The 18,215-nt window shown below is 51.9% G+C and carries 25 protein-coding genes; all 25 read left to right on the top strand.

Annotated features, from left to right (window positions below; all coding sequences use genetic code 11):
* Positions 1-192 (top strand): hypothetical protein (locus ACOTXT_RS15445; RefSeq protein WP_421625345.1); only part of this gene is annotated, 192 nt, incomplete at its 5' end.
* Positions 193-471: 279 nt separating this feature from the next.
* Positions 472-675, top strand: a complete 204-nt coding sequence (locus tag ACOTXT_RS15440; RefSeq protein WP_154816492.1) for a hypothetical protein — start codon at positions 472-474, stop codon at positions 673-675.
* A gap of 40 nt (positions 676-715) precedes the next feature.
* A complete protein-coding gene (locus tag ACOTXT_RS15435; protein ID WP_074168478.1) occupies positions 716-1,066 on the top strand; it encodes an HNH endonuclease in 351 nt (116 codons plus the stop codon).
* A 131-nt stretch (positions 1,067-1,197) separates the two neighbouring features.
* Positions 1,198-1,695: a phage terminase small subunit P27 family gene (locus ACOTXT_RS15430; protein ID WP_063616953.1), complete on the top strand. Its 498-nt coding sequence runs from the start codon at positions 1,198-1,200 to the stop codon at positions 1,693-1,695.
* The gene (locus tag ACOTXT_RS15425; RefSeq protein WP_421625344.1) at positions 1,692-3,425 is read left to right on the top strand and encodes a terminase large subunit; all 1,734 of its coding nucleotides are present in this window, start codon (positions 1,692-1,694) and stop codon (positions 3,423-3,425) included. The genes ACOTXT_RS15430 and ACOTXT_RS15425 overlap by 4 nt, the downstream gene beginning before the upstream one ends.
* Positions 3,426-3,572: 147 nt before the next feature.
* On the top strand, positions 3,573-4,799 hold the full coding sequence (locus tag ACOTXT_RS15420) for a phage portal protein (RefSeq protein WP_228861452.1): 1,227 nt from the start codon (positions 3,573-3,575) through the stop codon (positions 4,797-4,799).
* A complete protein-coding gene (locus tag ACOTXT_RS15415) occupies positions 4,792-5,391 on the top strand; it encodes an HK97 family phage prohead protease (RefSeq protein ID WP_063929921.1) in 600 nt (199 codons plus the stop codon). Before ACOTXT_RS15420 ends, ACOTXT_RS15415 begins: the two co-directional genes overlap by 8 nt.
* A gap of 9 nt (positions 5,392-5,400) precedes the next feature.
* Positions 5,401-6,630 (top strand): phage major capsid protein, encoded by a 1,230-nt coding sequence (locus tag ACOTXT_RS15410; protein ID WP_063929920.1) that lies wholly within the window; start codon positions 5,401-5,403, stop codon positions 6,628-6,630.
* A gap of 80 nt (positions 6,631-6,710) precedes the next feature.
* On the top strand, positions 6,711-7,034 hold the full coding sequence (locus ACOTXT_RS15405; RefSeq protein ID WP_063929919.1) for a head-tail connector protein: 324 nt from the start codon (positions 6,711-6,713) through the stop codon (positions 7,032-7,034).
* On the top strand, positions 7,031-7,444 hold the full coding sequence (locus tag ACOTXT_RS15400; RefSeq protein WP_063929918.1) for a phage head closure protein: 414 nt from the start codon (positions 7,031-7,033) through the stop codon (positions 7,442-7,444). The genes ACOTXT_RS15405 and ACOTXT_RS15400 overlap by 4 nt, the downstream gene beginning before the upstream one ends.
* Positions 7,419-7,922, top strand: coding sequence for a hypothetical protein (locus ACOTXT_RS15395; RefSeq protein WP_395994765.1), 504 nt, complete (start codon positions 7,419-7,421; stop codon positions 7,920-7,922). The genes ACOTXT_RS15400 and ACOTXT_RS15395 overlap by 26 nt, the downstream gene beginning before the upstream one ends.
* Positions 7,922-8,482, top strand: coding sequence for a phage tail terminator protein (locus ACOTXT_RS15390; RefSeq protein ID WP_421625343.1), 561 nt, complete (start codon positions 7,922-7,924; stop codon positions 8,480-8,482). The genes ACOTXT_RS15395 and ACOTXT_RS15390 overlap by 1 nt, the downstream gene beginning before the upstream one ends.
* Positions 8,483-8,490: 8 nt before the next feature.
* On the top strand, positions 8,491-8,673 hold the full coding sequence (locus ACOTXT_RS15385) for a DUF2635 domain-containing protein (protein WP_063929915.1): 183 nt from the start codon (positions 8,491-8,493) through the stop codon (positions 8,671-8,673).
* Complete coding sequence (locus ACOTXT_RS15380; RefSeq protein WP_421625342.1) at positions 8,670-10,163, top strand: phage tail sheath subtilisin-like domain-containing protein; 1,494 nt, start codon at positions 8,670-8,672, stop codon at positions 10,161-10,163. Before ACOTXT_RS15385 ends, ACOTXT_RS15380 begins: the two co-directional genes overlap by 4 nt.
* Entirely contained in the window at positions 10,163-10,519 is a 357-nt protein-coding gene (locus tag ACOTXT_RS15375; protein ID WP_045888763.1) for a phage tail tube protein, read from the top strand. The genes ACOTXT_RS15380 and ACOTXT_RS15375 overlap by 1 nt, the downstream gene beginning before the upstream one ends.
* On the top strand, positions 10,519-10,788 hold the full coding sequence (locus ACOTXT_RS15370) for a phage tail assembly protein (protein ID WP_063929912.1): 270 nt from the start codon (positions 10,519-10,521) through the stop codon (positions 10,786-10,788). Before ACOTXT_RS15375 ends, ACOTXT_RS15370 begins: the two co-directional genes overlap by 1 nt.
* On the top strand, positions 10,755-10,937 hold the full coding sequence (locus ACOTXT_RS15365) for a hypothetical protein (protein WP_071788931.1): 183 nt from the start codon (positions 10,755-10,757) through the stop codon (positions 10,935-10,937). The genes ACOTXT_RS15370 and ACOTXT_RS15365 overlap by 34 nt, the downstream gene beginning before the upstream one ends.
* A complete protein-coding gene (locus ACOTXT_RS15360) occupies positions 10,930-12,720 on the top strand; it encodes a phage tail tape measure protein (RefSeq protein WP_421625341.1) in 1,791 nt (596 codons plus the stop codon). The genes ACOTXT_RS15365 and ACOTXT_RS15360 overlap by 8 nt, the downstream gene beginning before the upstream one ends.
* Positions 12,721-12,787: 67 nt before the next feature.
* A complete protein-coding gene (locus ACOTXT_RS15355) occupies positions 12,788-13,210 on the top strand; it encodes a PH domain-containing protein (RefSeq protein ID WP_063929910.1) in 423 nt (140 codons plus the stop codon).
* 42 nt (positions 13,211-13,252) lie between these two features.
* Positions 13,253-14,554 carry a DNA circularization protein gene (locus ACOTXT_RS15350; protein ID WP_421625340.1) on the top strand — a complete coding sequence of 434 codons (1,302 nt, stop codon included), beginning with the start codon at positions 13,253-13,255 and terminating at the stop codon, positions 14,552-14,554.
* Entirely contained in the window at positions 14,551-15,630 is a 1,080-nt protein-coding gene (locus tag ACOTXT_RS15345) for a phage baseplate assembly protein (protein ID WP_063929908.1), read from the top strand. Before ACOTXT_RS15350 ends, ACOTXT_RS15345 begins: the two co-directional genes overlap by 4 nt.
* A complete protein-coding gene (locus ACOTXT_RS15340; protein WP_063929907.1) occupies positions 15,630-16,172 on the top strand; it encodes a phage baseplate assembly protein V in 543 nt (180 codons plus the stop codon). Before ACOTXT_RS15345 ends, ACOTXT_RS15340 begins: the two co-directional genes overlap by 1 nt.
* On the top strand, positions 16,172-16,597 hold the full coding sequence (locus ACOTXT_RS15335; RefSeq protein ID WP_023294014.1) for a phage GP46 family protein: 426 nt from the start codon (positions 16,172-16,174) through the stop codon (positions 16,595-16,597). The genes ACOTXT_RS15340 and ACOTXT_RS15335 overlap by 1 nt, the downstream gene beginning before the upstream one ends.
* Positions 16,584-17,642 (top strand): baseplate J/gp47 family protein, encoded by a 1,059-nt coding sequence (locus tag ACOTXT_RS15330; RefSeq protein WP_023294013.1) that lies wholly within the window; start codon positions 16,584-16,586, stop codon positions 17,640-17,642. The genes ACOTXT_RS15335 and ACOTXT_RS15330 overlap by 14 nt, the downstream gene beginning before the upstream one ends.
* Complete coding sequence (locus ACOTXT_RS15325; protein ID WP_074168477.1) at positions 17,633-18,214, top strand: YmfQ family protein; 582 nt, start codon at positions 17,633-17,635, stop codon at positions 18,212-18,214. Before ACOTXT_RS15330 ends, ACOTXT_RS15325 begins: the two co-directional genes overlap by 10 nt.
* The last annotated feature ends 1 nt before the right edge of the window (position 18,215 follow it).

Genomic DNA, 18,215 nt, shown 5'->3' with positions numbered 1-18,215 from the left:
CAAAATCAGCCACGAAGAGACGATTTTGGGCTGAAAATTGGAAAATTGAGCCACAGGACGTCGATAAAGGACGGTTTGGGGCGTCATATCGGGAGCTGCGGACCACTTAATCGCAACTTCCTTAACTTTCGCCAGCTTTGCCGTGTGACAGGTTTACGCGCTAAAGGAAAATCAAATGCAGGTCACTATTGAAGGTGTCCAGTATGCTTCTTCCTGCGTCATTTCCTCGCGGATCGGGATTGCAAAAACGATGCACCAGCATACATACGTTCTGAAAGAGGTTAAAGCAGGCGTTCATTGAGTGCCTTTGATAATGTTGAATTTGTGGTGAAATTGCCAAGGGTGAATGGCGTGACCGCTCGTTCTTTTGGCACCGCATACCTAGATCGTTAAGCCTCAAAGCGGTAGATCAGCATTATCCACCACATCCCTTAAAGCCAGTGGCATCCGCTGGGGGTTTGATAATAGATTATGCATCTAAAGAGTTTTATACTCGCCTTTGGTCAAGCAGAAGAGGGTGATGAAATGTTTGCTGAGTATGGCGATGATATTGAAGACGATGAAGATGATGATTTCGACAGAGTTCCTAGGGGTCAGGAGTGTGATCATTGCGATAAAGTTGCAACTCATGCTTTAGGAGATCACTACTACTGCGACGATCACTATGGTGATTAACGTCTAAACCGCCCACGGGCGGTTTTTTATTGGAGCTAATATGCCTCCGCGCACACCAAAAGCCTGCCGTGTTCGCGGCTGCCGTTCCACTACAACAGACTCAACAGGTTACTGCTTTTCCCACAAAGCTGAAGGCTGGCGCCAATATAAGCCAGGCCAAACCAGACAGCAGAGAGGATATGGCACTAAGTGGGAGATTATCCGTGCGCGCATCCTAAAGCGTGACAATGGTCTGTGTCAGAGCCATATCAAGCAGGGGATTGTTAAGCAGGCGTCATGCGTTGACCATATTATTCCGAAGGCACAGGGCGGTACAGACAATGATGCCAACCTGCAGAGCCTGTGCTGGGCATGTCACGCCACCAAGACCGGGAAAGAAGGTCACAGGTGAGAATTGTTGTTATTTAAGATGAGCGAAGGGGAGGGGGAGGTCAAATCTCTGCAACCCTGAGTCTTCCGGACTGCCCGCCTCCTCGAATTTTTTTACCCGCGAAAAATCAAATTTAACCTGGAGTGTCGCTTATGGCTGGAACGACGGGGCGTTCCGGGCGTCGCCCCAAGCCAACGGCGCGCAAGGAGCTGGCTGGTAACCCCGGCAAGCGAGCCCTTAATAAAGAAGAACCAGTTTTCACACCCATTAAAGGCGTTGAACCCCCGGAATGGTTTTCCGAAGACGATGGTATGCCGATGGCCGCCGTCATGTGGGAACTGACCACGAAAGAATTATGCGGGCAGGGTCTCCTCTGTGTAACCGATCTTGCGGTGCTGGAACGCTGGTGTGTGGCATACGAGTTCTGGCGTCGTGCTGTCAAAAACATCGCCCGTGATGGCCTTTCAATCGTTGGGGCCATGGGTGGAAAAATTAAGAACCCGGAACTTACAGCCAAGAAAGAACAGGAATCGGAGATGAGTTCTACCGGTTCAATGCTGGGGCTTGATCCGAGTAGCCGCCAGCGTCTGATCGGTATGGCCGGTCAGAAAAAAACCTCAAACCCATTCCTGAAGATGATCAACTCATGAGCCGGAAATCGTACCCTAACGTTAACGCCGCGAATCAGTACGCCCGCAACGTTGTGCGGGGTAAAGTCCCGGCGTGCCAGTTTGTCATTCAGGCCTGCCAGCGTCATATCGACGATATGGCCCAGGAGAAGAGCCGAAAATTCCGATACCGCTTTGACAAGGATATGGCGGAGAAAGCCGCAAAGTTTATTCAACTATTGCCGCATACCAAAGGCGAATGGGCGTTTAAGCGGATGCCGATCACCCTGGAACCGTGGCAATTGTTCATTGTCTGCTGCGCATTTGGTTGGGTACAAAAAGGCACTAAGCTTCGTCGCTTCCGTGAGGTCTACACGGAAATACCGCGTAAGAACGGTAAATCGGCTATCTCTGCTGGGGTGGCGCTATTTTGCTTTACCTGTGACAACGAATTCGGGGCAGAGGTTTATTCCGGTGCCACGACTGAAAAACAGGCATGGGAAGTATTCAGACCAGCGCGCCTCATGTGCAAACGCACGCCGCTGCTGGTGGAGGCGTTTGGTATAGAGGTGAACGCTTCTAACCTGAACCGTCCGGAGGATGGTGCACGCTTCGAGCCGCTTATTGGCAACCCCGGCGACGGGGCTTCACCACACTGTGCCATTGTCGACGAATATCATGAACACCCGACTGATTCGCTTTACACCACAATGCTGACAGGTATGGGCGCTCGCCGCCAGCCGCTGATGTGGGCTATCACCACGGCAGGCTACAACATTGAGGGGCCGTGCTACGACAAAAGGCGGGAAGTGATAGAGATGCTGAGCAGTACGGTACCGAACGAAGAATTATTCGGGGTTATCTACACGGTCGATGAAGGCGATGACTGGACCGATCCAAAGGTACTGGAGAAAGCAAACCCAAATATGGGCGTGTCGGTCTACCGTGATTTTTTGCTCAGCCAGCAACAGCGAGCCATCAATAATGCCCGTCAGGCTGGCGTGTTCAAAACGAAGCACCTCAACATCTGGGTTGCTGCCCGAGCAGCTTTCTTTAACCTTGTATCGTGGCAGAACTGCGAGGATAAGACCCTTACGCTGGAGCAATTTGAGGGACAGCCGAGCGTGCTGGCGTTCGACCTGGCACGCAAACTCGACATGAACAGCATGGCGCGTCTGTTTACGCGGGAGATTGACGGTAAAACGCATTACTACTGTGTCGCACCGAGATTCTGGGTACCCTATGACACGGTGTTCAGCGTCGAAAAAAATGAAGACCGTCGTACTGCTGAGCGTTTTCAGAAATGGGTTGAGATGGGATTGCTGACGGTAACGGATGGTGCTGAGGTTGATTATCGATACATTCTGGAAGAAGCCAAAGCAGCGAACAAACTCAACCCGGTTAGCGAATCACCAATAGACCCGTTCGGCGCAACTGGCCTCTCCCATGATTTGGCAGATGAAGGTCTTAACCCCATCACGATCATCCAGAACTACACCAATATGTCTGACCCGATGAAAGAGCTTGAGGCAGCTATTGAATCTGGGCGTTTTCATCATGACGGAAACCCAATCATGAGCTGGTGTATCAGCAACGTCGTCGGGAAATACCTTCCAGGTAACGATGACGTGGTTAAGCCTATCAAGGAGCAGAACGAAAACAAAATCGACGGCGCTGTAGCGCTGATAATGGCAGTCGGTCGGGCAATGCTTAAAGAGCCTGGCGATTTCCTTTCATCACTTGATCCGGACGATGACCTCTTAATTCTATGAAATCACTTATTACTGATGTTATCGGGCTTGCCGGTTTCGGCTTGCTTACGTCCGGGGTTTACCTGCGGTTTGGTCTTGCCCCGGCACTCATGTTCGCAGGTGGGCTAATGGTGCTGTGCGCCCTGGCTATGGCCAGAGGGGGTAAACGTGCTGCTTGATGCCTTATTCAGAAGTGAATCACTGGAGAACCCATCCACACCAATAACGGGTGATTCGATTGATACCGATGGTTTATTTCGTGCTGATGTTTATGTGAGTCCTGAAACAGCTATGAAGCTGGCTGCGGTATATGCCTGTATTTATGTCCTGTCATCAAACCTTGCTCAGATGCCGCTGCACGTCATGCGAAAACACAACGGTAAGGTTGAACCTGCGCGGGACCATCCGGCATTTTATCTTGTTCATGACGAGCCAAATACCTGGCAGACCAGCTATAAATGGCGCGAGTTAAAGCAGCGTCACATCCTCGGGTGGGGTAACGGGTACACCTGGGTAAAACGTGATCGTCGAGGTGAAATTACTTCACTGGATTGTTGTATGCCGTGGGAGACAACGCTGATTAATACCGGCGGGCGATACATCTACGGGGTTTACAACGAAGAAGGTGCGTTCGCGATTAACCCTGATGACATGGTTCACATCCGTGCGCTGGGGAATAACCATAAGATGGGGCTTAGTCCTGTAATGCAGCATGCTGAAACTATCGGCATGGGAATGAGCGGGCAGAAATACACTGAGAGCTTTTTCAGTGGGAATGCCAGACCTGCAGGGATTGTTTCAGTCAAAACACCGCTCCAAAAAGAAAGTTGGGGCTGGCTTAAAGAGCAGTGGCAAAAGGCGGCGCAGGCATTACGCAGCCAGGAAAATAAAACCATGCTGCTTCCTGCTGACCTGGACTATAAGGCGCTGACAGTTTCCCCTATCGATGCCCAGATAATCGATATGTCAAAGCTCAACCGGTCGATGATTGCCGGAATTTTTAACGTGCCGGCGCATATGATTAACGACCTGGAGAAAGCCACCTTCAGCAATATTACTCAGCAGGCCATCCAGTTCGTCCGTTACTCCATGATGCCCTGGGTAACTAACTGGGAGCAGGAGCTCAACCGCCGTCTTTTTACCCGCTCCGAGCTTGCTGCCGGGTATTACGTCAGGTTTAACCTCACGGGGCTTTTACGCGGTACCCCGCAGGAACGAGCACAGTTCTATCACTTCGCCATTACTGACGGCTGGATGAGCCGCAACGAAGCCCGCGCTTTTGAAGACATGAACCCAGTCGATGGCCTGGATGAAATGCTTGTCAGCGTCAATGCCGCTAACCCGGCAGACAATTTCAAAACCACCGAAACCAAAGAGGATAAAACCGATGAGTGATCGCGAGACTCGCTGTTACAGCGGTGAGGTCCGTGCCGAACAGCAGGGGGAGCAACCCACGCGCATTATCGGTTACGGATCGGTGTTTAACAGCCGCTCTGAGCCCCTCTGGGGATTTCGCGAAATTATCAAACCCGGAGCATTCGATGATGTGCTTGGCGATGATATCCGCGGGCTGTTTAACCATGACCCTAACTTTATTCTCGGTCGCAGCGCTTCCGGAACATTAAGTGTTAGCGTCGATGACAAAGGGCTCCGCTACGACATTGCGGCACCTGACACCCAGACCATTCGCGATCTGGTGCTTGCACCGATGATGCGCGGGGATATCAATCAGTCTTCTTTTGCATTCCGTATCGCTCATGATGGCGAGAACTGGTACCAGGACGACGAAGGGATCGTCATTCGCGAAATTAACCGTTTTTCACGCCTCTTTGACGTGAGTCCGGTGACCTATCCGGCATATCAGGAAGCTGATTCAGGAATTCGTTCCATGAAAGCCTGGCAGGAAGCGCGCAACAGCGGCGCGCTGGCGCAAGCCATTAACCAACGAATGGCGCGTGAGCGCCTGCTGACTCTTCTTAACGCGTAAGGAAAAACCATGAAACTGCACGAACTGAAGCAAAAACGAAACACGATCGCTACCGATATGCGTGCATTGCACGAAAAAATTGGTGATGCCACCTGGACCGATGAGCAGCGTACACAGTGGAATGCTGCAAAATCTGAACTGGATAGTCTGGATGAACGGATTAAGCGTGAAGAGGAATTGCGCCGCCAGGACCAGACGTATATTGATGGCCATGAAGGAGAACAGCGCCAAAATTTGGGTAATGACCCGGCTAACCCGCTAGCAAAACCCGATGAACGTCGAGCTGCAGCCTTCGATAAGTTTTTACGTCATGGCTTTGGTGAACTTTCTTCTGAAGAACGCCAGGCGATTAAAGAACTGCGCGCCCAGGGTACCACGCCTGATGCGAAGGGCGGTTATACCGTGCCAACTCAGATGTTGAATAAAATTGTGGACTCCATGAAGGCCTACGGTGGCATCGCCAGCGTGGCGCAAATCCTCAACACCTCCAATGGACAGGACATAACCTGGTCAACATCAGACGGTACAGCTGAAGAGGGGGAGCTGCTGGGCGAAAACACGGAAACAACCGAAGAAGACGTGACGTTTGGCACGGCAATTCTGGGTGCCAAAAAGTTGTCATCCAAAATCATCAAGGTTTCAAACGAGTTGCTGCAGGACAGCGGTGTTGATATTGAAGCTTATCTGGCGTCGCGCATTGGTCAGCGTATTGGGCGCGGTGAAGCAAAATATCTGGTTCAGGGTACCGGAGCAGGAACGCCAGTGCAGCCAAAAGGCCTCGTGGCTTCAGTTTCCGGGACGGTGAATACTGCCGCAGCTGCCTCGTTCACCTGGCAGGAGATGAACAAACTTAAACACGCAATCGACCCGGCTTATCGCGGTGGGCCAAAGTTCCGTTGGGCGTTTAATGATTCGACGCTTCAGGTGATCGAGGAGATGGTGGATGGGCAGAACCGCCCGCTGTGGCTTCCGGATGTGGCAGGCGGTACCCCGGCCACCATTCTGAATATTCCGTATGTGATCGACCAAGCGATTGACAGTATTGCCGCGGGTAAAAAATTCGCGTTCCTCGGCGATTTCGATCGCTTTATCGTGCGACGTATTACCTACATGACGCTTAAACGCCTGGTAGAACGTTATGCTGAGTACGATCAGACCGCCTTCCTGGCATTCCATCGCTTCGATTGTGTGCTGGAAGATGTGGCAGCCATCAAAGCGCTGGTGGGTAAACCTGCGTAACAGCATTACCGTCGTTTAAAAACTCACTGCCGCGAAAGCGGTTTTTTTATGCCCGTCTTACGGCGGGCATGGAGATATCTATGCTCCTGACACTGGAAGAAATTAAGCACCAGCTGCGGCTTGAGGAAGATTACAACGAAGAGGATGAGCACCTGACGCTGTTAGGAAAAGCTGCACAGGCCAGAACAGTGAGTTTTCTTAATCGCACTCTTTATTCGGAGAGTACAGGCGTTCCAGACACCGATCCTGACGGGGTGGTTATGACAGATGACATCAGGTTGGGGATGTTGCTACTGGTCACTCACTTTTACGAAAATCGTTCATCTGTATCAGAAGTTGAAAAAACAGAGATGCCTCAGTCATTCACCTGGCTTGTTGGCCCTTATCGGTTCATTCCGTTATGAAACTTCGTCAGGCGCAAACCAGCGCGACATACCTGCTTCCCGATCCGGGAGAGCTGGATAAACGGGTTCATATCAGAAAACGTGTTGATGTACCTGCTGCTGATTTCGGTACCGAGCCTGAATACCCGGTGTCATTTCCTGTCTGGGCAAAGGTGGTTCAGACCAGCGCTACGACATACCAGGAAACAGCTCAGACTGACAACGTCATCACACATTACATAACCATCCGCTGGCGAAGCGGTATCACATCAGATTTTGAGGTAGTGCAGGGCGATCAGGTGTTTCGCGTTAAGCGGGTGCGGGACCTGAACAGTAAACGCCGATTCCTGCTTCTTGAATGCACCGAACTTGGCGCTGAGTCAGTGACAGCCGGAGGGAACAGCAATGGCAACTCCCTTTTTTCACGTTGATTTTGAACAGCCTAATGAAATGCGTTTTAACCGGGCGCGCGTTCGTCGGGCGTTTATTCATATTGGTCAGCGGCACATGCGCGATGCCCGCCGTCTGGTGATGCGACGGGGACGATCTGAACCGGGTGAAAACCCAGGCTATCAGAGCGGCCGCCTGGCGAAATCCATCGGTTTTATGGTTCCCAGGGCAAGTAAAAACCGTCCAGGTTTTATGACCCGCATTGCTCCTAACCAGCGCAACGGACAGGGCAACAGGTTAATCACTGGCGACTTCTACCCTGCATTTCTTTTTTACGGTGTTCGTGGTGGCGCTAAACGTCGCCGTAGTCATCATCGTGGTGCTTCCGGCGGTAGCGGCTGGCGCATGGCTCCGCGTAACAACTTCATGGTAGAGACGCTGAAAAGAAACGGCCCGTGGACGCGCTATTACCTGGCGCGCGAGTTGCGCCTCTCACTGAAAACGGAGAAACGCCGCTGATGAAGCTGACCCCTATTATTGCCACGCTTCGCGCCCGCTGCGACATTTTCCAGAACCGGGTGGCCGGTGCTGCTCAGTTCAGGGATTTGCCTGAAGTTGGCAAAATGCTTTTACCTGCAGCCTATGTCGTGCCGGGGGATGATTCCCCCGGTGAGCAGAAAAGCCAGACTGATTACTGGCAGACACTAAGGGAAGGTTTTTCCGTTATCGTTTTTGTCAGCAACGGGCGGGACGAACGTGGACAGTTTGCGTCCTTTGACGTGGTACACGAAGTCCGCCAGATGCTCTTTAAAGCATTGCTGGGGTGGAATCCCGAAGAGGACGGAAACCCTATTGTCTATGACGGAGGCACGCTTCTTGATGTTAACCGTCACGAGCTGAGCTATCAGTTCGACTTCGTTGTAGAGACGGAAATCAACGAAGCTGACACCCGTCAGTACGACGAACTCGGCGATCTGGACGAGTTTAAAAACCTCTCCATCGATGTTGACTTTATCGACCCCGGAAACGGACCAGACGGCAATATCGAACACCACACGGAATTCACTCTCCCTACCTGAGGATAAACATGTTTGTGAAACCCCAAAAAGGGCGGTCAGTTCATGACCCTGCCCGAGGCGATCTTTTGCCTGAAGAAGGGCGAAACGTTGATGAAAGCCAGTACTGGTACCGTCGGGAACTCGACGGAGATATCGAAATTGTTCAGCCATCGAAAGAGGCTGAAACTAAAAAAAAGGTGAGCGCTAAATGACAGTCTCTATGAACAACATTCCGTCTGATCTCCGGGTTCCGCTGTTCTATGCTGAAATGGACAATAGCGCAGCGAATACCTCTCAGACCAGCGCGCCATCGTTACTGATTGGTCATGCAAACGCAGGGGCAGCCATTGCCACGAATGAGCTGGTCTTCATGCCGTCGAAAGACTACGCCATCCAGCAGTGTGGTGCTGGTAGCCAGCTGGCACGTATGGTTGAAGCCTATCGACTCACCGACCCGTTTGGTGAACTCTGGGTGGTTGCTGTACCTGATACAGGAACAGCCGCCACCTTTACCCTGACGGTAACAGGAGCTGCCACGGGTTCCGGCGTGGTCAGTCTGTACATCGGCCGCCGTCGCATTCAGGCTAATGTCACTACCGGCGATACTGTCACGGCTATTGCATCAGCAATTGCTGCTGCCATAACTGCTGACGGACAGACACCTTTTACCGCCTCTGCCAATAACGGTGTAGTAACGCTTACCGCCCGTCATAAAGGCACCTGGGCAAACGACATTCCGATCACCCTTAACTACTACGGTTTTAGCGGAGGGGAAGTGCTGCCAGCGGGGGTACTTATTGCCGTCGCCTCGGGGGTGGCAGGTGCTGGCGCCCCTGTACTGACCGGGGCAATTGCCGCAATGGGTGACGAGCCGTTCGACTATATCGGGCATCCGTTCAACGATACCGCATCAATGAACGCCTTTACACTGGAGATGAACGATACCAGCGGTCGCTGGAGCTGGTTGCGCCAGATTTACGGCCACGTGTATACGGCAAAAATCGCCGCTGTAAGTGACCTGATCACGGTCGGCGATATGTTCAACGATCCGCATGTGACGCTTGCAGGTTATGAAAAAACTGTTCAGTCCTGTCCAGATGAACTGGCGGCAAGCCGAACTGCCCGCGCTGCGGTATTCCTGCGTATCGATCCTGCCCGCCCGACTCAAACGGGAGAGCTGACAGGGATGTTACCGCCCCCAACGGGCAAGCGTTTCATCCGTACTGAGCAGCAATCGTTACTGACTCACGGTATCGCTACTGCATATGCAGAAGGAGGTGTGCTTCGTATTCAGCGCGATATCACCACCTACAAAAAGAACGCTTACGGCGTGTCGGATAACAGCTATCTGGACAGCGAAACGCTGCATACCAGTGCGTACGTGCTCCGTCGCCTGAAGTCCGTTATTACCAGCAAGTATGGCCGTCATAAACTGGCGAATGATGGTACACGATTCGGCCCCGGCCAGGCGATTGTCACCCCTGCGGTCATTAAGGGTGAGTTGCTGGCAACGTATCGCCAGATGGAGCGTGAAGGGATCGTAGAAAACTATGACCTGTTTAAAGCGCACCTGATTGTTGAGCGCGATGCGAATGACCCGACCCGCATCAACGTACTTTATCCACCTGATTACGTTAACCAGTTGCGTGTCTTCGCGCTGCTTAATCAGTTCCGTCTTCAGTATCAAGAGGAGTCCGCGTAATGGCACGCATTGCAGGTACCTGTTATTTCAAAATTGACGGTCAGCAGTTATCGCTGACCGGCGGCATTGAGGTGCCAATGAACAAGACGGTCAATGACGACATCATTGGCATGGCCGGGGACGTAGACAGAAAGGAAACTCATCGCGCCCCTTACGTTAAGGGCACCTTTAAAGTGCCGAAAGACTTCCCGGTCAGCAAGGTGACGACATCAGACCAGATGACGATTACCGCCGAACTGGCTAACGGTCAGGTTTATGTTCTGTCATCCGCCTGGCTGCATGGTGAAGCCAACCATAACGCTGAAGAAGGTACAGCGGATCTTGAATTCCACGGTGAAGAGGGAGATTACCAGTAATGAAAGAACTTGAGCTGAGCAACCCAGTCAATGCACATGGTGAAACAATCAGCGTCCTGGAGATTAGCGAGCCTACGGGGAAAGACGTTCGTGAGCTGGGTTACCCCTATCAGATGAACCAGGACGAGTCGATCAAACTTCAGGCGCACATTATTGCTAAATACATCGTCAGGCTGGCAAATGTCCCCCTGAGCACCGTTGATCAAATGTCTCCAGGGGACCTGAACTCGGCAGGCTGGCTTATTGCTGGTTTTTTCCTCCAGGGCTGACGGCGGAGTATCTCACCGACCGCTTTTTTGACTGCGCCAGCTACTGGCGCATTAACCCTTTTGAACTGCTGAATATGCCAGTCAGTGAGCTTCCGTTACTGGTCAGCCAGGCAAACAGAATAGAACAGGAGAAACGTCGCAATGGCTGAGTTTGAATTGAAAGCGCTGATCACCGGCGTGGATAAGCTTTCTCCTGCGCTTTCACGAATGCAGAAAAACATTCGTGGTTTTAAACGTCAGGCCGAAGAGGCATCGAAGGGCGGAATTGCTCTTGCTGGTGGCCTTGCAGCAGGGCTGACTGTTTCACTCAAGGCTTTCGCCGATCAGGAAAATGCGGCAACGGGTCTGAAAGTGGCGATGATGCAGGCCAATGGTGAGGTCGGTAACAGTTTCGAAAAAATCAATAAACTTGCCGTGGGGCTCGGTAATCAGCTGCCGGGTACCACGGCTGATTTTCAGAACATGATGCAAATGCTGGGTCGCCAGGGTATTCCGGCAGAAAACATTCTGGGCGGGGTGGGGAAAGCGACAGCGTACCTTGCCGTTCAGCTGAAAAAGACACCTGAAGCTGCGGCTGAATTTGCCGCGAAAATGCAGGACGCCACCGGCACCGCTTCAGATGACATGATGGGGTTATTCGACACCATCCAGAAGGCATTTTATCTGGGGGTGGATGATACCAACATGCTGTCTTTCTTCACCAAGACCAGTTCTGTTCTGAAGATGGTAAACAAAGATGGGCTAAAAGCGGCTCAGGGTCTTGCGCCTATAAGCGTGATGATGGATCAGATGGGCATGCAGGGTGAGTCAGCAGGTAACGCCCTTCGTAAAGTCATTCAGTCAGGCCTGGATGTTAAGAAAGTCAACAGCGTGAATAAAGTGCTCGAGCGTCAAAAACTCGGAGTGAATCTTGATTTCACCGACGGTAAAGGCAGTTTCGGCGGTATTGATAAGATGTTCACGCAACTGGCGAAGCTCAGGAACTTGACTGATGTGAAACGAACCGGGGTGTTAAAAGCGTTGTTTGGTGACGATGCGGAGACGCTCCAGGTTGTTAATGCCCTTATCGACAAGGGTAAAGACGGCTATGACCAGGTTCAGCAGAAAATGAACCAGCAGGCCAGCCTGAATAAACGTGTTGAAGCACAGCTTGGAACCCTTGCTAACCTCTGGGAAGCTATGACCGGCACCGCAACTAATGGACTGGCAGCGATCGGAAGTGCTTTCTCAGGTGATACAAAAAATCTGACGATCTGGCTTGGCGATTTGGGCGAAAAGTTCACTACTTTCGCCGACCAGAACCCGAGGGTTATTCGCAGCGTAGCAGGTCTTGTTGCCGGTCTTGCCACCCTTAAGCTGGGAATTATGGGCGTCGGGAAGGCTATAACGATTGCCAGCAGGCTGGCATCGATGACGCCGCTTGGGATGATCCTCACAGGAATAGCAATGGCCGCTGGGCTAATTGTCTCAAACTGGGATGTGGTTGGTCCCTATTTTAAACAAATGTGGGATTTCATCAGCCCACTTTTTGAATTTGGCTGGGAGCTCATAAAAACCGCATTTTCGTGGACGCCGCTTGGGATGGTAATTAATAACTGGGGGCCGGTGGTGAAATGGTTCCAGGATATGTGGGAGAAGCTGAAACCCATTATCGAATGGTTCTCTGATGGGGCAAGCGATACGGTCGCTGCCGCTAACGCTGCACAATGGGGCGCTGGTGGTTATGGGGCTTATGGCACCGGCGTGGCTAGCCCTGGTTATAACCCTTACCAGATTAAACAGGGGGCGTCGGCTCAGCCTCAGGGAACGGTAACAGTCCAATTTGAGAATGCACCGCCTGGCATGAAGGTAACTGATACGCGCGCTTCCGGTATCGATGTAAACCACGATGTGGGGTATACGCGGATCGGAAGAACAGGAATGGGTGGGTGATTTCAATTGGGAATATTCTGAAATATGGTGATATGATTTCTTCCCTCATTTCTGATGGACAAGAAAAATGTCATATATTGATTCAAACTTAATTGGCAATGAAGAAGTAATTTATCGTGGGAAGGTTACTCTCTGGGCTTGGCTTCCGTGGATTGTGTGGGGCCTGATTCTTGGTTTCGCAACCCTTGTGGGATTTGTATTGATCCCTTTGGGTTATTTCATCTTACGTTCTAATGAAGCCGCTATCACGAACAAACGATTGATTGCCAAATCTGGTTTAATCAAACGGGATACAGTCGAGATACCAATTAAGAAAATTTCGAGCCTTCAAATTAAGCAAGATATTTCAGGACGACTACTTGGATATGGTTCTTTGGTCATCAGCGATACTGGTGCAGTTCATGCCCCCATTCGGTATATCAAAGACCCGATGAAGTTCAGACAACGTTTTTTTGAACTTCAGGAAGAGATTGAAAATAAACAATCTTAATCAAAACCCGCTTCGGCGGGTTTTTTTATATCTGGAGAATCTATGGCGTGGAAAGACAGACTGCAGGAAGCGTCATTTAGGGGCGTTCCATTCAAGTTTGAAGGAGAAGGGGCTCCGGTAGGGCGTCGTGTTGAAACCCATGAATACCCAAACCGGGACAAGCCCTACACGGAAGACCTGGGCAAAGTTACTTTCCGCCCGAACATTACCGCTTATGTTGTTGGCGATAATTGCTGGGAACAGCGTGACAGGCTTATTGAAGCGCTGAACAAACCGGGGCCGGGGATTCTGATACACCCCACTTATGGGGAATTGAACGTCTGCGTAGATGGTGAGATTAAAGTCAGCTCGACATCCGGCGAAGGGAGAATGGTACGGTTTGATCTCCAGTTTGTTGAGGCAGGAGAACTTTCTTACCCGACATCCGGCGCTGCTACGGCTAATACTCTGGTGTCTTCATGTTCGGCGCTTGATGACTGTATCAGCGATAACTTCGGAAAATTTGGTATGGAAGGCATGCCAGATTTTGTGCAGAACGGCGTGGTTGAAGATGCTAGAGGCATGCTTGGCTATGTCTCTGAAAAAATGGCGCTGGTGGATGCCGGAATATCTTCTGCAGCGCGATTATTGCAGGGTGATATTTCCGTGTTACTCCCGCCTCCATCATCAGGTAAGGGTTTCATTGAACAGTTACAGTCAATGTGGCGTTCAGGAAACCGGCTGGCAGGAAATGCCAGCGATTTATACACCATGATCAAAAACTTCTCCGGCATTTCGCTGGGCAGCGATCTTTCTCCTCGTGGTGTCTGGAAGACGGACAGTAAAACGACGTACAACCGAAAGGAACAGGGTAACTATGTTGCCAGTGCTATTCGCACAACAGCCATAAGTGAAGCGGTTTACACGGTCACGTCGCTTCCGGCATCAATACACAAGAATAATGAGCAGAGCGGGCAGAGCGCTGGCTGGCCTTCGGTGACACACCCCGCGCTGAACAATGCTCCGGATGAAACGACATCTGTGGATGTTTCGACCTGGGACGAGCTCGTTGATATTCGCGACACCCTGAATACTGCCATTGATAAAGAAATGGCCAGAGCCACAGATGACCGTCTTTTTCTGGCGCTGCGTCGTGTGAAGTCTGACCTCAACAGTGACATCAAAAAACGTCTGTCGCAGACAGAAAAAACGGTTGAACGCACTCCGCCTGAGGTTTTACCAGCGCTGGTACTGGCGGCAACCTGGTTTGATAACGCTGCACGGGAGTCTGACATTGTCAGGCGCAACGCGGTCACACATCCCGGCTTTGTGCCGGTTTCACCCCTGAGGGTTCCGGTGCGATGAACGATGACGTAACGCTGAGAGTGAACGGACGCGAATGGGGGGGATGGACTTCTGTAAGAATTGGGGCTGGCATCGAACGGCTGGCGCGAGATTATAGCGTAGAGATTACCCGCGAGTGGCCTGGGGGCGATGGTGTGACATCGCTGCAACTACGGGTGAAAAATGGTGATCGTGTAGAGGTTTTGATCGGTGACGATCTCGTAATAACTGGCTGGGTGGAGGCAACACCCGTTCGCTACGATGCACGCTCAATCAGTACCGGAATCAGTGGCCGCAGCATTACAGCAGACCTCATAGACTGTGCTGCCGATCCTACCCAATTTAACGGTCTTTCCCTGATACAGGTTGCCGCCTCGCTCGCAAAGCCATTTAACATTGATGTGGTGAACGCTGGAGCCCCTTCTTCTGTCATCCCCGGTGTGCAGCCCGATCACGGTGAAACGGTTATCGAAGTGCTCAATAAAATGCTGGGACAGCAGCAGGCGCTGGCCTATGACGATCCCAAAGGGCGTCTTGTTATTGGTGGCATAGGCTCTACGCGCGCCCATACCGCGCTGGTGCTGGGAAAAAACATTATTTCCTGTGATACCGAAAAGAGCATCCGGGAGCGCTTTTCCACGTATCAGGTCTCCGGCCAGCGAGCAGGTAACGATAATGACTTTGGTGCTGCGACCACTACTGCACTTCGGGCTAAAACCACCGATGCAGGCATAGGGCGTTATCGTCCGATGGCCGTTCAGCAGACGGGGCAGGCAACCGGCGCGAGCTGTATCGCCCGCGCAGAGTTTGAAGCCCGGCAGCGCGCAGCACGTACCGATGAAACAACCTACGTGGTCTGGGGCTGGAGACAGGGAGACGGAACCCTGTGGCAGCCAAATCAGCGTGTCATGGTTTTCGACCCGGTTTGCGGCTTCAACAACAGCGAACTCCTCATCTCTGAAGTGACATTCACTAAAGATAACAACGGCACATTGACTGAGCTGCGTGTCGGTCCTCCTGATGCCTATCTTCCCGAACCGGAAGACAAGCAAACGAAGGGTATAAAAAAACGCAAAGCGAAAGAGGAGCCGTTCTGATGGGAGCTATACAAAGCCTTCAGCGTCAGGTTCTGAGCCTTATCGGGCGTGCGGTGGTGAAGAGTATCAACGCTGCCAGCAAATGCCAGACGGTCGATGTCGAATTACTGGCAGGCCAGGGAAAGGCAGGCATTGAACATCTTGAGCCCTATGGTTTTACATCCCGAGCTAAATCCGGCGCAGAGGCCGTTGTGCTCTTTCCGGATGGCGATCGATCCCATGCTGTAGTGGTGAGTATCTCCGATCGCCGGTACCGAATTAAAGGACTGAAAACCGGAGAGGTTGCTTTCTACGATGACCAGGGCCAGACAGTCACCCTCACAAGAAATGGCATCGTGATCGATGGTGGTGGAAAAGTCATCACCTTCAAAAATGCCCCTAAAGCCCGTTTTGAAATGGATATCGAATCGACAGGACAGATAAAGGACTTATGTGATTCTTCTGGTCTGACAATGGCCGCAATGCGCGTGACCTATAACGGGCACAAACATAAGGAGAACGGAAATACCACTGACACACCTGATACGGAAATGGAGGCGTAATGGAGCTCTGGTTAACAGTAAACGGAAAAACCGTCAGTGCCAGCTCTCAGCTCGATCCGCTCACCCGCGCAGTGGTGATTTCTTTATTCACTCACCGGCGCGCCGATCCTGATGACAATGTTGATGTACCTATGGGGTGGTGGGGGGATACCTGGCCTGTTGTTGCGAACGACCGATATGGTTCAAAACTCTGGTTACTGCAGCGCAGCAAACTGACGAATGCACTCGTGAATACTGTTCGTAACTATCTGCGTGATGCTCTCCAGTGGATGCAGGAGGATGGCGTGGTGACGCGTATCGACATTGATATCCAGCGAACGGGTATTAACGAACTGGGAAACAAGATTGTTCTCTGGCGCCGGGATGGGCCTGTAACTATTTCCTTTAACGATCTGTGGAGCGTAATCACCAATGGCGGACAGTGAATTCCGGCGGCCAACGCTGGCCGAAAATATTAGCATGATCCGCACAGACCTTTTTGCCCGTCTCGACATCAATGATGAGCTTCGTCGTATGGATGAAGATGTCAGGGCTAAGGTTTATGCGGGGGCTCTGCATACGGTCTACGGCTATATCGATTACCTGGCAATGAATATGCTGCCTGACCTTTGCGACGAATCATGGCTTTACCGTCACGCAGCAATGAAACGCTGCCCTCGAAAAGATGCCGTGGCCGCGTCTGGTTTTATGCGCTGGGACGGCGTATCGAACGGGCTGAAGGTGAGCGCCGGGGCGGTAATTCAGCGTGATGACCTCGTGCAGTATACGGCGCAGGCAGATGCTACAAGTGCGGGCGGCGTTCTTCGCGTCCCCGTTCTTTGCAGTGTGACAGGCATGACCGGAAATATGGATGACGGGGAGACGCTTTCACTGGTTTCGCCTGTTAATGGACTCCCTTCCGGGGGCCTGGCAGATACGATAACCGGCGGCTTTGATATTGAAGATCTTGAGGTATGGCGCGCCCGTGTTCTTGAGCGTTACTACTGGACCCCGCAGGGGGGCGCTGACGGCGATTACATTGTCTGGGCAAAAGAAGTTCCAGGTGTAACCCGCGCATGGACCTACCGGCACTGGATGGGAACGGGAACGGTTGGCGTTTTGATAGCCAGCAGTGACCTGATTAACCCTATCCTGGATGATGCAACGGTTGCAGCAGCCCAGGCTCATATAGAACCTCTGGCACCGGTTGCGGGTTCAGACCTTTATGTGTTCAAGGGAACGCCAAAAACGGTCAACTACACAATCGACCTGAATCCTGACACGCCTGAAATACGCGCGGCCGTGGAGGCTGAACTCCGATCATTTCTGTTGCGGGACGGCTATCCGGAAGGAACCCTGGAGCTTTCCAGGACGAATGAGGCCATTTCTATTGCTGCGGGTGAGTACAGCCATAAACTTCTTTCGCCAACAGCAGATACGCCGATCGCGAAAAATGAACTTGCCGTTCTGGGGGTAATAACGTGGGCGTGAGCAATGATGATTATGTCCAGCTTCTGGGGGCGCTGCTGCCTCCTGGCCCTGCATGGTCAGTTGACGATGTGGCGATAAGTGGCGCTGCTCCGTCTTTACTCAGGGCGCATCAGCGTGGGGACGAGCTCATGCTGGAGATCGACCCACGAACGACAACAGAGCTTATTGACCGATGGGAGCGGTGCTGTGGTCTGCCTGACGAATGTATTCCCTCCGGAACACAGACTTTGCGGCAGCGGCAGCAGCGCCTTGACGCCAGGGTCAACCTTGCTGGTGGTATTAATGAAGATTTCTATCTTCGCCAGCTGGCAGCACTGGGTAAGCCAGGAGCCACGATCACGCGTTATAACAATGGTCCATTTAAATGCACATCATCGTGTGTCGATGCGACCTACTCGACTGAATGGCGGTATTACTGGCAGGTCAATATGCCTGCTTCAACAGATGCCACTTGGATGACCTGCTCAGACAATTGTGAAACACCGGTTCGCTACTGGGGCGACACGGTTGCTGAATGCGTTATCAACAAACTCTGCCCGTCACATACCTACGTAACTTTCAAATATCCGTAAC

The sequence above is a fragment of the Enterobacter cloacae complex sp. IR5422 genome (genome assembly GCF_049238165.1).
Taxonomy (GTDB): Bacteria; Pseudomonadota; Gammaproteobacteria; order Enterobacterales; family Enterobacteriaceae; genus Enterobacter; species Enterobacter roggenkampii.
This window is presented reverse-complemented; position numbering and strand designations above follow the sequence as displayed.

Bases quoted from the DNA above. Each gene is read 5' to 3' on its own strand.
- ACOTXT_RS15440 (WP_154816492.1), top strand. From the start codon at position 472: ATGCATCTAAAGAGTTTTATACTCGCCTTTGGTCAAGCAGAAGAGGGT.
- ACOTXT_RS15435 (WP_074168478.1), top strand. From the start codon at position 716: ATGCCTCCGCGCACACCAAAAGCCTGCCGTGTTCGCGGCTGCCGTTCC.
- ACOTXT_RS15430 (WP_063616953.1), top strand. From the start codon at position 1,198: ATGGCTGGAACGACGGGGCGTTCCGGGCGTCGCCCCAAGCCAACGGCG.
- ACOTXT_RS15425 (WP_421625344.1), top strand. From the start codon at position 1,692: ATGAGCCGGAAATCGTACCCTAACGTTAACGCCGCGAATCAGTACGCC.
- ACOTXT_RS15415 (WP_063929921.1), top strand. From the start codon at position 4,792: ATGAGTGATCGCGAGACTCGCTGTTACAGCGGTGAGGTCCGTGCCGAA.
- ACOTXT_RS15410 (WP_063929920.1), top strand. From the start codon at position 5,401: ATGAAACTGCACGAACTGAAGCAAAAACGAAACACGATCGCTACCGAT.
- ACOTXT_RS15405 (WP_063929919.1), top strand. From the start codon at position 6,711: ATGCTCCTGACACTGGAAGAAATTAAGCACCAGCTGCGGCTTGAGGAA.
- ACOTXT_RS15400 (WP_063929918.1), top strand. From the start codon at position 7,031: ATGAAACTTCGTCAGGCGCAAACCAGCGCGACATACCTGCTTCCCGAT.
- ACOTXT_RS15395 (WP_395994765.1), top strand. From the start codon at position 7,419: ATGGCAACTCCCTTTTTTCACGTTGATTTTGAACAGCCTAATGAAATG.
- ACOTXT_RS15390 (WP_421625343.1), top strand. From the start codon at position 7,922: ATGAAGCTGACCCCTATTATTGCCACGCTTCGCGCCCGCTGCGACATT.
- ACOTXT_RS15385 (WP_063929915.1), top strand. From the start codon at position 8,491: ATGTTTGTGAAACCCCAAAAAGGGCGGTCAGTTCATGACCCTGCCCGA.
- ACOTXT_RS15380 (WP_421625342.1), top strand. From the start codon at position 8,670: ATGACAGTCTCTATGAACAACATTCCGTCTGATCTCCGGGTTCCGCTG.
- ACOTXT_RS15375 (WP_045888763.1), top strand. From the start codon at position 10,163: ATGGCACGCATTGCAGGTACCTGTTATTTCAAAATTGACGGTCAGCAG.
- ACOTXT_RS15370 (WP_063929912.1), top strand. From the start codon at position 10,519: ATGAAAGAACTTGAGCTGAGCAACCCAGTCAATGCACATGGTGAAACA.
- ACOTXT_RS15360 (WP_421625341.1), top strand. From the start codon at position 10,930: ATGGCTGAGTTTGAATTGAAAGCGCTGATCACCGGCGTGGATAAGCTT.
- ACOTXT_RS15355 (WP_063929910.1), top strand. From the start codon at position 12,788: ATGTCATATATTGATTCAAACTTAATTGGCAATGAAGAAGTAATTTAT.
- ACOTXT_RS15350 (WP_421625340.1), top strand. From the start codon at position 13,253: ATGGCGTGGAAAGACAGACTGCAGGAAGCGTCATTTAGGGGCGTTCCA.
- ACOTXT_RS15345 (WP_063929908.1), top strand. From the start codon at position 14,551: ATGAACGATGACGTAACGCTGAGAGTGAACGGACGCGAATGGGGGGGA.
- ACOTXT_RS15340 (WP_063929907.1), top strand. From the start codon at position 15,630: ATGGGAGCTATACAAAGCCTTCAGCGTCAGGTTCTGAGCCTTATCGGG.
- ACOTXT_RS15335 (WP_023294014.1), top strand. From the start codon at position 16,172: ATGGAGCTCTGGTTAACAGTAAACGGAAAAACCGTCAGTGCCAGCTCT.
- ACOTXT_RS15330 (WP_023294013.1), top strand. From the start codon at position 16,584: ATGGCGGACAGTGAATTCCGGCGGCCAACGCTGGCCGAAAATATTAGC.